This is a genomic window from Sphingomonas abietis, assembly GCF_027625475.1.
GTDB classification, from domain to species: domain Bacteria; phylum Pseudomonadota; class Alphaproteobacteria; order Sphingomonadales; family Sphingomonadaceae; genus Solisphingomonas; species Solisphingomonas abietis.
Window position 1 is genome coordinate 1601709 of record NZ_CP115174.1, and the last position, 14257, is coordinate 1615965.

Here is a 14257-nt window from a genome sequence, read left to right on the forward strand (position 1 = left end):
CCGGCGGCACATCGACCTCGCAACTCACCTCGTAAGGGTTGCCCAAAGGGATCGCCTATGCCCGCTCATCATTCTCCATCATCGCACGATCAGGGGGCGGCAGGCGCCGGCGCCTGGGCGCGCATCACTGCCCTGATCTGTCTTCTTCTGGGGCTCGTCACCGGTTTTGCCGGCGCGTGGCTCACGATGCTCGGCGGTTCGCCTTATTATCTCATCACCGGCATCGCGCTTGTCGTGAATGCGGTGCTGCTGTGGCGCGGCCACCGCTTCGCCTATCCGCTTTACGCGCTGATCCTCGTCGCGACGATGATCTGGGCGCTGTGCGAGGTCGGCTTCAATTTCTGGCCGCTGGCGCCGCGCGGCGACATTCTCGTGCCGTTCGGCCTGTGGCTGCTGGCACCGTGGGTGGTTCGCTCGTTCCCGGTCGCGCGCCGCCCGCTGCGCGCGCCGCTGGCCGGTGCGATCGTGGCGTCGCTGGTCGTGGTCGGCATCGCGCTGGCGACGACCAATGACGACATCTCGGGCTCGCTGCCCACCAAGATCGTCGGCACGTTCCCGGATACGGACACGACCACCGTACCCGACGAGGATTGGCGCGCTTATGGCCGCACTGGCGCTGGCGACCATTTCTCGCCGCTGACCCAGATCACGCCCGAGAATGTCAACAAGCTCAAGGTCGCCTGGACCTTCCGCACCGGCGACATGAAGGGCCCCAACGACTCGCACGAGACCACCGACGAGGTGACGCCGCTCAAGGTCGGTGACACCGTCTATCTCTGCTCGCCGCACCAGAAGGTGTTCGCGCTCGATGCCGCCACCGGCAAGCAGAAGTGGATGTTCGATCCCAAGGTCGACAGCGATCCCACCTTCCAGCACCTGACCTGCCGCGGTGTGTCCTATCACGCCACTCCGGCGGGCGCGAAGACCTCGGACGGTGCGCCGGCGCCGCTCGAATGCCAGGCGCGCATCTTCCTGCCGACCAATGACGGCCGGATGTTCGCGCTCGACGCCGCCACCGGCAAGGTCTGCGCCGGCTTCGGCCAGAATGGCGTGATCGACCTGAAGGACGGCATGACCGTCAAGCACAAGGGCTTCTACGAGGGCACCTCGCCCCCGGTGGTCACCAAGCAGATGGTGATCATGGCCGGTGCCGTGATCGACAACTACTCGACCAACGAGCCGTCGGGCGTGATCCGCGGCTTCGACGTCTATACCGGCAAGCTGGTCTGGGCGTGGGATTCGGGTGCGCTCGACGAGAATGCGCTGCCGTCGGCGACGCATCACTATACCGCCAGCTCGCCCAACAGCTGGTCGATCTCGGCGGTCGATGAGAAGCTCGGCCTCGTCTATCTGCCGATGGGCGGCGCCGCGACCGACATCTGGGGCGGCAACCGCACGCCGACGATGGAGCGCTACATCAGCTCGCTGGTCGCGCTCGACGTCAACACCGGCAAGCGGGTCTGGTCCTACCAGACGGTCCACCATGATCTGTGGGACATGGATCTGCCCTCGCAGCCGAGCCTGCTCGATCTGCACACGCCCAAGGGCGTGATCCCGGCGATCTACGCGCCGGCCAAGGACGGCAACATCTTCGTGCTCGATCGCCGCACCGGCAAGCTGATCGTCGATGCGCCCGAAAAGCCGGTCCCGCAGGGCCCCGCGCCGGGCGATCGCCTGTCGCCGACCCAGCCTTTCTCGAAGCTGACCTTCCAGCCCAAGGATAAGCTGACCGACGCGAACATGTGGGGCGCCACCATGTTCGATCAGCTCGCCTGCCGCATCATGTTCAAGCAGATGCGCTATGAGGGGCCGTTCACGCCGCCGAGCACGCAGGGCACTTTGGTGTTCCCGGGTGACGTCGGCATGTTCGAATGGGGCGGCATCGCCGTCGATCCGCGGCGCCAGATCGCGATCGCCAACCCGATCGTGTTCCCGTTCGTGTCCAAGCTGATCCCGCGCGGCCCGAACAATCCGGCGGCTCCCAACGGCGCCCATCCGGCCGGCAGCGAGATCGGCGTCCAGCCGATGTACGGCCTGCCGTTCGGCGTCGACCTCCACCCCTTCCTGTCGCCGCTCGGCTTCCCCTGCATGGCGCCGCCGTGGGGCTACATGTCGGGTGTCGATCTCAACACCAACAAGATCGTCTGGAAGCACAAGGTCGGCACGACGCGTGACTCGGTGGTGCCGCTGCCCTTCAAGCTCGGCATGCCGATGCTCGGCGGCACGATGGCGACGGCGGGTGGCGTCACCTTCCTCACCGCCACGATGGACGACTATATCCGTGCGTTCGACGTGACGACCGGCAAGATGCTGTGGCAGGCGCGCCTGCCGGCGGGCGGCCAGTCGACGCCGATGACCTACGCCCATAACGGCAAGCAATATGTCGTGACGGCGGCCGGCGGGCATGGCTCGTTCGGCACCAAGCTCGGCGATTATGTGATCGCCTACACACTGCCCTGACCCAAGACCCGTCGCCGGGGATGCTACGGCATCTCCGGCGACGGCCTTTTCTTCCGGGAATAAGGCCGGGCGAACCCGGCATAAGATAGCGGCGACGACGCGTCAGGCACGGCCGGCGTAGAGCAATCGTCCCTGTCCCAGCATCGACAGCACCAGCGCGATATCGGCGGGCGACACTGCGAAACAGCCGTCGCTCCGCCCGAGCTTGCCCTGCCGGATCGCGACGTCTTCGCCGGCATACCAGGCGGAATGGATCACGATCGCGCGCTCCTCGGCGTGGGCGTCGCTCGGATCGAGCCCGATCAGTCGGCGCGAGAGGCCATGGACGCCGGTGTAGAGTTCGGCGGTCAGATAGGCGCCCTCCGACGTCGCCGCCGAACCCTCGACATCCGAAAAGCTGTGCAGCATCCCGCTATGATCGGGGTCCGACCCCTTGCCATGGGCGACGCGTAGGCTGGTCGTGGTGCCGGTGAGGATATCGATCAGGTGCAGGCGCGGCATCGCCGACGGCCGGCCGAAATCGGCGATCGCGATGACATCGCGCGACCAGATCGCCGCATTGTGCCGCGCCAGGGCATCGAGCGCGCGGGCGACGAGGACAGGATCGACGCCGTGGGCCGCCGCAGCGAGGCCGTTCTGCGGTGCCGCCGGGGCCTTCGCCGGCAGGCCGATCGTCGCCAGCATCGCCATCAGGCCCCGGCGGGTGAGGAAACATTCTGCCATGCCGCGAGCCTATCATGCCGTCATGCCGGCGTCAGCGGGGAGGGCGTGCCGCCTAGCGCCAGCCCCTGGCGATGGCCATTTGCTCCGCGGCCCGATCGAGCGGATGGCCAGCCATCATTGCCGCGATGGCCTGCGCGCTCGCCGGATCGCCGCCGGCCAGACTGAAATCATCATGTTGCGGATCGACCGGTGCCGCGTAGCGCAGCAGCCAGAGGCCGTGGCTGCGGCAGGCGACGCCGCCGAGATGCTGGGCGACGAAGCTGCGGCAGACGCTGCCGCCACGATCGCGAAAGCTCAGCGCCACGCCGATCGAGCCGGGTTGACCGGACAGCCGGCTATCCAGCGCCCGGGCGATGGCGGGAGACAGGATCAGCGCATCGTCGCTGTCGCCGATCGTCGTCGGGGTCAGCCTATGGCCGGCGACGAGGCCTGCGAGCAGGACGACCGCTATCGCCATCGCCCACCCGAGCCGGTGGCGCGGCGGCCGTTCGATCCGCTGCGCCTGCTCGGCCCGCACCGCGACCAGCGAGATCACCGGGGCAGGCTTGCGCCTCGGCAGCGGCCGGGGGGTGTCGTCAGGCTGATCGTCGTCCATGGCTCGCTCCGGCGCAATCCCGCCGGCATAGCCGAGACGGGGAGGCGAAACGAGCCATGGGGCGATCGGGATCAGAAGCCGACCTGGAGGCCGGCCCTCAGCGCCACGGCGACGTGGCTGTCCTGCTTTTCGCCATCGAGTTCGCCGCTGATCACATAGCCGGTGGCGCCGCCCTTGATGCGGAACGCGCCGGTCCAGCCGCTGGTGGGATCGTCGGGGGTGAGGGTGAAGTCGTCGCCGCCGGCGAAGTGGGCGGTGGTGTCGCCCAGCTTGCCGCCGATCAGCTGGCGTCGCCCGCCCTCGATCTCGGTGCGCAGGAAGCCGCCATCGTCGGCGGTCGAGTCGAAGAAATTATAGCCGAGCGCGATCGCGCCATTGGCGGCGGACTGGTCGCTGTCGCGGGCGTTGACGATCAGGTCCATGCCGGTGCCGCCACCGGCCTCGGCATAATGGCCCTCGTGCAGCTTGTAATAATCGAGCGACGCCTGCGGACGCAGCGAGAATTTGCCGAGTTCGAGCCGGTAGGAAAGGCCCGCCGCGCCCGAATAGAGCTTGCCGTTCCAATCGCCCTCGGCGGTGCGCAGCACCTGGGTGGTGCCGTCCATACCCTCGAACCGGCGATGGCTCTTGAAGTCGATCGTCGCCGCCGATCCGCGGGCGAAGGCGTGGAGGCCGCCCCAATCGGCACGCCAGTAGACGCCGAGTTCATAATGGCTCGAATCGACGTCATTGTCGCTGCCGGCGTCGTCGTTGGTGCCGGACAGATAGGCGAGCGACAGGCCGAAGCGGCCGAAGCCGCCGGCCTTGATCTCGGCGCCGCCGGATGCGCCCCAGCCGGTGATGCGGTAGCCCGCGGTGTCGCCGATCGACTTGGTGTGGCCCCAGCCGACCTGTTGCAGCCAGAAGCCCCATTTGCCCTCATCGACCAGCGGCGCATCGGGATCGGCGAGGAAACGCGCGGTGGCGCGCGAGCCGGAGGTCACGGTGTCGAAGCTGGCGCCGGCGAAATCGGGCATCAGCGAGCGCAGGCCGGCCTTGAAGCTGGCGCTGTCCGAGAAGTTGAGGAAGCTGTCGCCGATCGGCTTGTCGCCCGCAATCGCCGCGTAGATCGCGTTATAAGCGCTGCTCTCCGATCGATTGAGGCCGAGTTCGGCCGCCGTCTTGCGGGTGACGATGACGTTGACGCCATTGCCGGCGGCGTTGGTAGCGACCTGACTCTCGAACAGCCAGGGCAGGGCGACGCCGGTGGTCGAGAGATTGCCCACGCCAGACAGGGAGCCGGCCGTGATCACCGTGTAGGTGCCGGCGGTGTAGTTGAGATCGGAGAAGTGCAGCGCCAGCTTCGATCCCGTGTCGAAGCTGGCCGCGCCGCTGACCTGATAGAGGGTCGAGGCGCCGGTGGTGCCGTCGATAGTGACGCCCAGCGTGCCGCCGCCGCTGACCGCCAGCGATCCGATCGTGGTCGCGCCGGTGCCGCTCAGCGCCAGCGTGCCGCCGGCGAGTTTGACGGCGAGGCCGCCGCCATTGACGATGGCGCCGCTGAAGCTGGCCGTGCCCGAAAGGCTGAGGCTGTCGGTGCCGCCGCCGAAATCGGTGGTGCCGGTGTAGGTCGAGGTGCCGGACAGGGCCATGCTGTTGCTGCCCGCGCCGAAGCTGACATTGCCGGTTACGGTGCCGCCCGCGATCACCAGATTGTCATTGCCGCTGCCGAACCTGATGTCGCCGGTGATCGCCGGCGTGGTTCCGCCCGAGGCGGCGGCAGGCTGCGATACGGTGGTATTGGCGGTCGCCGCCGAGAGATCGATGGCGACGTTGGTGGCGGTCGATCCGGTCGCCGAGATCGTGCCGCTGTTGGTGACGATGGTGACGTTGCCCGATTTGTCGAGGATCGCGGTGTCGCTCGCCGCGGTGCCTGCGGTGGTGGTGATCGATCCCGAGTTGGTGATCGTGGCGATGCTCGATCCGGCATCGATCTGGATGCCGACGCTGGCGTCGGTCGCCTTGGTGGCGCCGGTGGCCGAGATCGTGCCGCTGTTGACGATCTCCGGCACGCTGGCACCGCTGCCGATGCGGATCGCGGTCGCGCTCGCATCGTTGGAGGTGGCCGATACCGTTCCGGCCTGGGTCATCCCGTTGGCGATCGTCACCGCGCCACCTTGTCCGCCGATGACCAGGCCGTTGGCGGCAAAGCCATCATAGACGCCGAGGCCCGCAATCGTGCCGTTGAGAACGAGGCCGTGCTTGGCGGTGTCCGACGCCACCGCGCCGAGCGTGATCGCATGATCGGTCGCGCCGACGAGCAGCGCCGGGGCGCTGCCATAGGAGGTCAGCGCGGAGGCGGTGGTGGCGGTCGTGGTGCCGCTCGAATCGGTGGTCGACGTCGCGGCGGTGAACAGCGCTCCGCCGGCGACATTGCCGCTGATCTGCATCGTCGGGCCGCCTTGCAACAGGTTGGCGGCGGTCAGTTTGGTGAGATCGGTCGGTGCCGTGGTCGCGCTATAGCCGGTCGATGTGATGGTGGCCTGGACCACCAATGCCCCGCCGACATCGCCGTTGAGGAGCACGCCCGAGGCGTTGGTGCCGCTGGCGGAGATCGTGCCGCCGATGCTGGCGTCGCCGGTGATCGCGCCGGTGCTGATGCCGACGCTGCGATCGCCGGTGACGGTGATCGTGCCGCTCTGCTGCAACGATCCGGTGAGCGTGCCGCCGAGCGCGATGCCGGCGGAATCATTGCCCTCCACGGTGATCGTGCCGCTGTTCACGACATTGCCGGCCAACCCGCCGGGGGTGCGGATGCCGTAGCGATCCGATCCCTGCGCATAGGCCCCGTCGAGCACGCCATCGCCATTGGTGTCGGTGCGGACATAGGTCTCGTTGTCGGTGATGGTGCCGCTGTTGGTGATCGTGCCGGTCACGCCGGCATTGGCGAGGATGCCGCTGGTGCCGCTCACGCCGCTATAGCTGATCGCGCCGGCATTGGTGACGCTGTTGTTGCTGTCGAGGGTGACGGCGGCGCCGGCCACGGTCGGCGCGATCGATCCGGCGCTGGTGATGCTGACATCGGCAGCGCTGCCCGCGTTCGCCGTCGAGGTGAGGACGGGCGTCGTCTGCGCCGCGCCGATGGTCGCGGTCGCGGCCAGCGCGGGGGCAGCGATCAGCCCGAACGCGATCGGCGTCAGGCAGGTGGTGGCGAACAGGTGACGCATGGAACCCCTTCTGTCTCACAGGAGGTGCAGCCGTTGCCGTCACCTCGACAGACCGAAGACGGAGCCCTTCGCCGGGCGCCTTGGTTCAGACCGACTTAGAAATGCGCGTCGAAGCCGATGCGGATGGTGCGCGGCTGGAGCGGGGTGATCTCGCTGCTGCGGCTGACGTCGATCGGCGAGCCGAGCGCGAAGCGGTTGCCGACCGTATCGAGCAGATTGGTCGCCGAGAGCGTCATGCCATAGGGGCCGTGGGCCAGCCGAACCGAAAGGCCGGTATCGACATAGTCGCCCTCCTTGCCACCGACGACCGGGCCGACGCCGAGGCGGGACTTGCCGATATAGCGTGCCCAGCCGCTGGCGCTCAGATCGATGCTGTCGGACAGGGCATGATGATAGTCGACGCCGACGCGACCGCCCAGTTCAGCGACGTTGGGAAGCTGGCCCTGCACCGTGTCGGCGGTGGCATCGAGGCGGAAGAAGCGGAGCTGGGTCACGTCGGGTCGGGTCAGCCGGCTGTTATTGACCACCACCGATCCTTCGAGGCGGAGCGACGGGATCGGCTTCCACGCCATCCGGGCGTCGAACGACCAGATCCGGCCATCGCCGATATTGGTGGTGACGGGCAGGCCATCGGCATCGATGAAATCGGCCTGGATATCGCGCCAGTCGGTATAGGCGACGGAGGCTGCGATACTGATCGCGTCCTGGCCGGGCTGATCGTAGCGGACGCCGATCTCCGTGGTCGAGACCCGATCGCTCTCGAAACGACGGACGAGATTGTTGCCGATCGAGAGGCCGCCGGGCCGGAAGCCCTCCTGAAAGCGGGTGAACAAGATCATGCCCGGTGCCGGCTCCACCGATGCCGAGAGGGACGGCAGCAATTTGGTTTCCGATCGGCTGTGCTGGATCTGCCTGATCTCGTCCACATCCTGCACCGTCACATAGGGGCCGTCGGTGGCCGTGGTGGCCGTGGGGGCACCGAGATCGCCGCGGAAATCGGCGGGCAGCAGGCCGATCGATCGGCCAAGGGCGTGGCCGGCGAGCTGCGACCGGGTGAGCCTCGCGCCGCCGGTCAGGGTCAGCCCGCGCAACGGCTGGAGCGAGACTTCGCCATAGAGCGTCCCCTCGTCGATCCGGTTGACCACGCCGGCCGCCGGCGAAACCTGCGCCACCGGCCCGATCGCGCGCATGATCCGGGCATCATTGTGCAGGAAGCTGGAGCCGACCACCCAGCTGATCCCGTGGGTCATCGGGTGGGAGAGCCGGTTCTCGCTGGTGAACAGGGCGGTGTGGTTGTCCTGGATGAACAGCCGGGGGTCGCCGCCGGGCAGCGTCGCATCGTAGCGCTCGTCGACCGCCTGGTGGACATAGGAATTGGCGGAGGTGAAGCGCAGATCGCCCCAGGTCTTGACGATGCTGGCCTCGGCCATCCGGTAGTCGTCGTCATAGGGCTGGGCGATCGCGCTGGTGCGGGTGAGGGGCGGGCCGTCGCGATCGGCATATTGGGCGTCGTCGCCATGGATGTCCTGCGCGACGCCGCCGAGCCGGATCGACCAGCCGTCGCCCGGATCGATCCGCAGCACCGCGCGGCCGCCCTCGGTATGGACCCGGTTGGCATTCTTCCGCCCGATGGTGGGATCGTCGATATAGCCGCCGTCGGTGCTGGCATAGCCGACCAGGCGCAGCGCCACGGTGTCGTCCTCGATCGGCAGGTTGAGCATCGCCGATCCGTCGGCCCCCGGCGCGCCGTGCGCCACCGTCGAGGCGCCGAGGGTGGCGGCCGCCTCGAAATGGCCGGGCACGGGATCGTTGCGGACGATACGGATGATGCCGCCGGGCGATCCGGCGCCGTAGAGCGTGCCCTGCGGCCCTTCGAGCACCTCGATCGCGGCGATGTCGTAGAGCTTGAGGTCCGGGTCGGGCGCATTGTAGCTGAGCCGGAGGTCGCCGAAATATTGGCCGACGGTCGCCTGGCTCTGCCCGACCAGCCCGGAATCGGCGACGCCCCGGATGAACAATTTGTCGCGTCCGTTGCCGAGATGGGTGGAGGTGACGCTGGCGGCGCGGTTGGCGATCGCATCGCTGCCATCGGGGCCGGCGGCGCCAAACAAGGGGCCGGCAAAGACCGAGACCGTGCCGGGGAAGTCCGCAAGCCGCACCCCGCGCTTGCTGGCGCTGACGACGATCTCGGTCTGGGCGACGGCCGCGGCGTGGACGATTGCGGGAAGGGGGCGGACGGCAGGTTCGGCAGGGGATATCTGCCAGGCATCGCCCCCGATCGGAACGGCGCGCGCGGTGGTGCCGGCCAGCAGCCGGTGGAGCACGCGCTCGATCGTCAGATGGCCATGCACCGCACGGACTGGACGCTGCCACAGCGCGGCATCGGACAGGCGGATGCTGACACCGGTGGCACGGCTCAGCGCGACGATGGTATCGCCGAGGCGGCCCGCGGGCAGGTCGATCGCGGCGGGCGACGAGGCATAAGCGTACCCCGGCGCCCACAGCGCAGCCGCAGCGAGGAGAAGACGATGCCTGGAATTCACTGTCCGGGCAGAATGCTAGAGTCGGGCATCGGCCTTTCGGGTCAGGGTCCAGCCGACCTGATCCCGTTTCACCCCGACGTCAAGCAGCGGCCCGAGCCCCCCCAGGAAACGGGTCTTGTCGCCGCCATAGGCGATCACGCCGGTGAAGGGCTGGGTCGCGACATCGGGGCCCGCCATGATCGGCACGCCGAGCCCGCGCGACAGATCGGCGGCGACGATGGCGAGCGGCGCCTGCCGGTAGCTCAGCCGGTTCTCGCGCCAGCTGCCGATATCGGCGGTGGCGGCACGGGCGACGCGCATCTCGCCGGCACCGTCCCGGCTGTCGAGCGTCTGGCCGGGGCCGAGCCGCACCGCTTCCAGGCGGGGATTATAGACCACCATGCCCTCGGCGACGGCGACGCGGGTGCCGGCGGGATCGCGGATGACATCGAAGCGGGTGCCGACATCCTGTACCTGGCCGGCGCCGACCCTGACCGCGAAGGGATGCGCTTCGTCATGCCTGACGTCGAACAGCGCCTCGCCGCGATCGAGCGTCGCGACATGGGAATCGTGGTGATCCAGTACCAGCCTGGTGTCGCCGTTGAGGGCGATGGTGGCGCTGCCAGTGACGATGGTGCGATGCTCGCCGGGGCCGGTCTCGACGACGAAGGGGGCGGGGCGGAGATGGATGTATCCCACGCCGATTGCGGCGACGATCCCGGCCGCCAGCACGCCGCCTGCCGCCTGCCGCCGCCAGATCGGCACGCGCGGGGAGATTGGCGGAGGCGCCGTGGGCACGGGCTTTGCCGTCGGGGTGTCCGCCAGCACCGGATCGGTGGCATCGCCCGCCGCGAGCACCGCGTCATAGGCGGACGCGTGGGCGGGATCGGATTCCAGCCATGCCAGAAAGCCGTCCCAATCGCCGAAGCCGGGATCGTTCAGGCGTATCGCCCAATCGATCGCGGCGGTGCGGATGTCGTCCCCACGATCCGTCATGCTGCTCCTTTCATGGCAAGGACGGAGTCGACGTGCCACGGCCTCATCCCATTTCCTCCCGCGCGGCGAGGATGGCGCGATAGGCCTTCCGCATGTCGCTCTCGACGGTGCTGAGGCTGATCCCCAGACGCGCCGCAATATCGCGCTGGGCCAGGCCCTCGATCCGGTGCAGGCGGAAGATTTCGTGCGCGCGCGGGCCGATTTCAGCCAGCACCCCTTCGATCCGGGCGAGCTGTTCGCGGGCGATCAGCACGCGCTCGCCCGACGGCGTGTCGGAGACGCCGGCGCTGGCCGGGCTCTGGCTCTCGTCCCACGCCCGATCGCGCAGCGCGGACTGGCGGGCGGCGCGGTGGCGATCGCGCATCAGATTCTCGGCGGCGCGGAACAGATAGGACATCGGGCTGGCGATCGGGCCGGTCGGAGCCGCCGACAGCCTGATCCACAATTCCTGCAACAGATCCTCCGCCTCGCTGCCCGCACCGCGCGCGGCGAGGAAGCGCAGCAAGGTCGCCCGCTGGGTCAGGAAGATCGCCTGGAGGCCATCGCTCATGGGCCATCGCTCATAGCCAGGGCGTTAGCGCAGGCGCGGGGCGGGTTCCATCGCCTTCGCAGGCGGAGCCGGCACCCGCCCGCTGATTTCGGCACCGGCGTCCTTGTCGAAGCGCAGGTTCCAGATCGTCGCGAGCGCCGAGATGGCGGTGACGATCCAGAAGGCGGCGGTGAAATCGATCATCGCCGGCTTGTCGACATGGTGGACGAGCATCGACAGATGCAGCGCGCTCGCGGCGGTGCAGATGCCGAGCGACAGCATCAGCTGCTGCACCGTCGAATAGAAACTGGTCGCGGCGGACATGCGCTGCTTTTCGATCCCGTCATAGGCGATCGCGTTGTAGGCGGTGAACTGCATCGAGAAGATGAAGCCGCACACCGTCAGCGCGGCGACGATGGCGGACAGCGGCCAGTCCGGCCGGAACAGCCCGCAGAGCGCATAGCCCGCCGCCCCGAGGATGCCCGCCCAGATCATCGCGGTGCGGAAGCCGATCCGGCGCAGCAGCCGGGGGGCGACCCCCTTCATCAGCAGCGACCCGATGGCGGGGCCGACCGTGATCGTGCCGCTCTGCGCCGCGCTGAGGCCGAAGCCGAGCTGCATCATCAGCGGCAGCAGGAAAGGCAGCGAGCCCTGGGTGATCCGGGTGAGCGAACCGGCGATCATCGACAGCCGGAAATTCTTGTCGCGCAGCAGGCCGAGATCGATGATCGGATCGGCATGGTGGCGGGCATGGCGGATGTAGAGGACGCCGAACAGCGCGCCGATCACGATCAGCGCCACCGCGATCGTGCCCGCGCCGGGGCGGCTGGTCATCTCGAAGCCGAACAGCAGGCAGCCCAGCGCGATACCGCTCAGCACGAAGCCCACCGGATCGAACGGGTGGGGATCGTCCTCGCGGAAATTGGTAATGAACCGCCCGACGAGCAGGAAGCCGATCAGGCCGACCGGCAGATTGACGTAGAAGATCCAGCGCCAATCGAGATAGGTGACGATATAGCCACCGAGCGGCGGGCCGAGGATCGGCCCGATCAGCGCGGGCATGATCAGCCACGACATCGCCGACACCATGTCCTTCTTGGCGACGCTCCGGAGCAGCACCAGCCGCCCGACCGGGATCATCATCGCGCCGCCGATGCCCTGCACGAAGCGGGCGGCGACGATCCATTCGAGCGTCGGCGACTGGGCGCTGACCAGCGATCCGCCCATGAACAGCGCGATCGCGGCCTGGAAGACGGTGCGCGAACCGAAGCGATCGGCGAGCGATCCGGAAGCCGGGATGAAGATCGCGAGCGCCAGCAGATAGGAGGTGAGCGCGATGCTCATCTGGGGGGCGCGCACGCCGAAATCGCGGGCCATGGTGGGCAGCGCGGTCGCCAGCACGGTGGCGTCGAGATTCTCCATCAGCAGCGCGCAGGCGATGATCAGCGCGACGATGCGATAATTGATGCCGGAGGTTTCCGGGCCTTCGTCCCGCGTCTTGGCCATCGCTCCCGCCGCCGGGATGATGCCGTCGCGCACCTCGGCGTTGACCGAGGCCATGCCGCGCCGCCGCGGCCTCACCCTAAGGGGGCCTTGCGGAGCGGAGCGGGGGAGGAGGCGAACATGAACAACGGTTTCCGTTACGGGACGGCGGCTTGCCGGGTGCTGCCCGTCAGGATGCGGGAAGCGCAAGACCGCCAGAGTCGATCGTCACATAGACGCGCGGTCTCTATTATGTAACCGTGGTCGCCGAAAAAGCTTCATTCGATGCGATCTTGACCCGCCGCCCGGAAACTGGCGTTGCAATCCTGACATCAGCCGGCATCGCTTGGCCATTACGGGCGCATCGAGAGGAGAATATAGAAGCTATATGAGCGACGATCAGCTGCCACCCGCCGCCGGCGAACCCCATGCTTACCAGCCGACGCACATGGTGGACGAGCAAACCCGTCGTTTCAGCGGTCGTGCCCGGCTGATCAGCTGGATCGTGGCGATCCTTTGCATCGTGCTGGTGATCGGTGCCGTCATTTGGTTGTCTCATGCCTCGTCTTCTTCGGCATCCGGCCCCAATGGCGGCGGGCGGCGTGGCGGACATGGCGGCGGCGGCGGTCCCGGAGGGCCGGGCGGTCCCGGTGGCGGGCCAGGCCAGGTCACGACGGTCGGCACCGTCAAGGCGACGATCGCCGATCTGCCGGTGCAGACCGAGGCGCTCGGCAATGTCACGCCGGCTGCCACCGTTACCGTGATTCCGCAGGTGTCCGGCACGATCACGCAGGTGCTGTTCCAGGAAGGCCAGAAGGTCGCCAAGGGGCAGGCGCTCGCGATCATCGATCCGCGGCCGTATCGCGCGGCGCTGCTCCAGGCGCAGGGCAATCTGCTGCGCGACAAGGCGCAGCTCGAAAACGCGCAGGTCCAGCTCAAGCGCTACGATATCCTGATCGCGCAGGATTCGATCGCGCGGCAGGATCGCGACACGCAGGCGGCGCTGGTCCATCAATATCAGGGCACCGTGATGGCCGATCAGGGCGCGGTCGATCAGGCGCAGATCAATCTCGGTTACACCCGCATCGTCTCGCCGGTGTCCGGGCGGATCGGCCTGCGCGTGGTCGATATCGGCAATTACATCGCATCGGGCACCACCACCGGCATCGCGGTGGTGACGACGCTTCAGCCGATCGACGTCGAATTCGCGATCCCGCAGCAGCAGGCGCCCGCCATCGAGAAGCGCATCGCCGGTGGCGCGACGATCCCGGCGATCGTGCTCGACAGCACGCGCACCGACACCCTCGATACCGGCCGCTTCATGACGCTGAACAACCAGGTCGACACCACCACCGGCACGATCAAGGGCAAGGCGCGGATGCCCAATGCCGCCGGCCAGCTTTACCCAAGCCAGTTCGTCAATGTGCGGCTGACCATCGACACCGTGAAGAATGCGATCACGGTGCCGCCGTCCGCGGTGCGGACCGGGCCGGACGGCGATTTCGTGTGGCTGCTCAAGCCCGATCGCACCGTCACCCAGCGGGTGATCAAGTCGGGCGTCAATACGGCCGATCAGGTGCAGATCACCAGCGGCCTCGCGGTCGGCGACACCGTCGTCACCGATGGCGGCGACCGGCTGACCGAGGGTGCCACCGTGGCGCTGCCGGGCGACAAGCCGGTGGCCCGCGCGGGCGGCAAGGGCGGCAAGGGCGGACGCCATCGCCGCGGCGGAAACGGCGGCTGA

General features: G+C 68.1%; 9 protein-coding genes. 2 read left to right on the plus strand and 7 right to left on the minus strand.

Annotation, left to right across the window (positions count from 1 at the left end):
- The first annotated feature begins 57 nt into the window (after window positions 1-57).
- Window positions 58-2460 carry a glucose/quinate/shikimate family membrane-bound PQQ-dependent dehydrogenase gene (locus PBT88_RS07855; protein WP_270078641.1) on the plus strand — a complete coding sequence of 801 codons (2403 nt, stop codon included), beginning with the start codon at window positions 58-60 and terminating at the stop codon, window positions 2458-2460.
- A 102-nt stretch (window positions 2461-2562) separates the two neighbouring features.
- Here PBT88_RS07855 and PBT88_RS07860 read toward each other — a convergent pair whose 3' ends face one another.
- From PBT88_RS07860 to PBT88_RS07890, 7 genes are all read right to left on the minus strand, one after another.
- Window positions 2563-3183: a murein L,D-transpeptidase catalytic domain family protein gene (locus tag PBT88_RS07860; protein WP_270078642.1), complete on the minus strand. Its 621-nt coding sequence runs from the start codon at window positions 3181-3183 to the stop codon at window positions 2563-2565.
- 52 nt (window positions 3184-3235) lie between these two features.
- Window positions 3236-3778: a hypothetical protein gene (locus PBT88_RS07865; protein ID WP_270078643.1), complete on the minus strand. Its 543-nt coding sequence runs from the start codon at window positions 3776-3778 to the stop codon at window positions 3236-3238.
- A gap of 71 nt (window positions 3779-3849) precedes the next feature.
- Entirely contained in the window at window positions 3850-6984 is a 3135-nt protein-coding gene (locus PBT88_RS07870; RefSeq protein ID WP_270078644.1) for an autotransporter outer membrane beta-barrel domain-containing protein, read from the minus strand.
- A gap of 95 nt (window positions 6985-7079) precedes the next feature.
- Window positions 7080-9527 carry a TonB-dependent receptor domain-containing protein gene (locus PBT88_RS07875; RefSeq protein WP_270078645.1) on the minus strand — a complete coding sequence of 816 codons (2448 nt, stop codon included), beginning with the start codon at window positions 9525-9527 and terminating at the stop codon, window positions 7080-7082.
- A gap of 15 nt (window positions 9528-9542) precedes the next feature.
- The gene (locus PBT88_RS07880) at window positions 9543-10502 is read right to left on the minus strand and encodes a FecR family protein (RefSeq protein ID WP_270078646.1); all 960 of its coding nucleotides are present in this window, start codon (window positions 10500-10502) and stop codon (window positions 9543-9545) included.
- 43 nt (window positions 10503-10545) lie between these two features.
- Window positions 10546-11052, minus strand: coding sequence for an RNA polymerase sigma factor (locus PBT88_RS07885; protein ID WP_270078647.1), 507 nt, complete (start codon window positions 11050-11052; stop codon window positions 10546-10548).
- A gap of 24 nt (window positions 11053-11076) precedes the next feature.
- Window positions 11077-12591, minus strand: coding sequence for an MDR family MFS transporter (locus PBT88_RS07890; protein ID WP_270078648.1), 1515 nt, complete (start codon window positions 12589-12591; stop codon window positions 11077-11079).
- Window positions 12592-12901: 310 nt separating this feature from the next.
- Between PBT88_RS07890 and PBT88_RS07895 the strand changes: the two genes are divergently transcribed.
- Window positions 12902-14257 (plus strand): efflux RND transporter periplasmic adaptor subunit, encoded by a 1356-nt coding sequence (locus PBT88_RS07895; RefSeq protein ID WP_270078649.1) that lies wholly within the window; start codon window positions 12902-12904, stop codon window positions 14255-14257.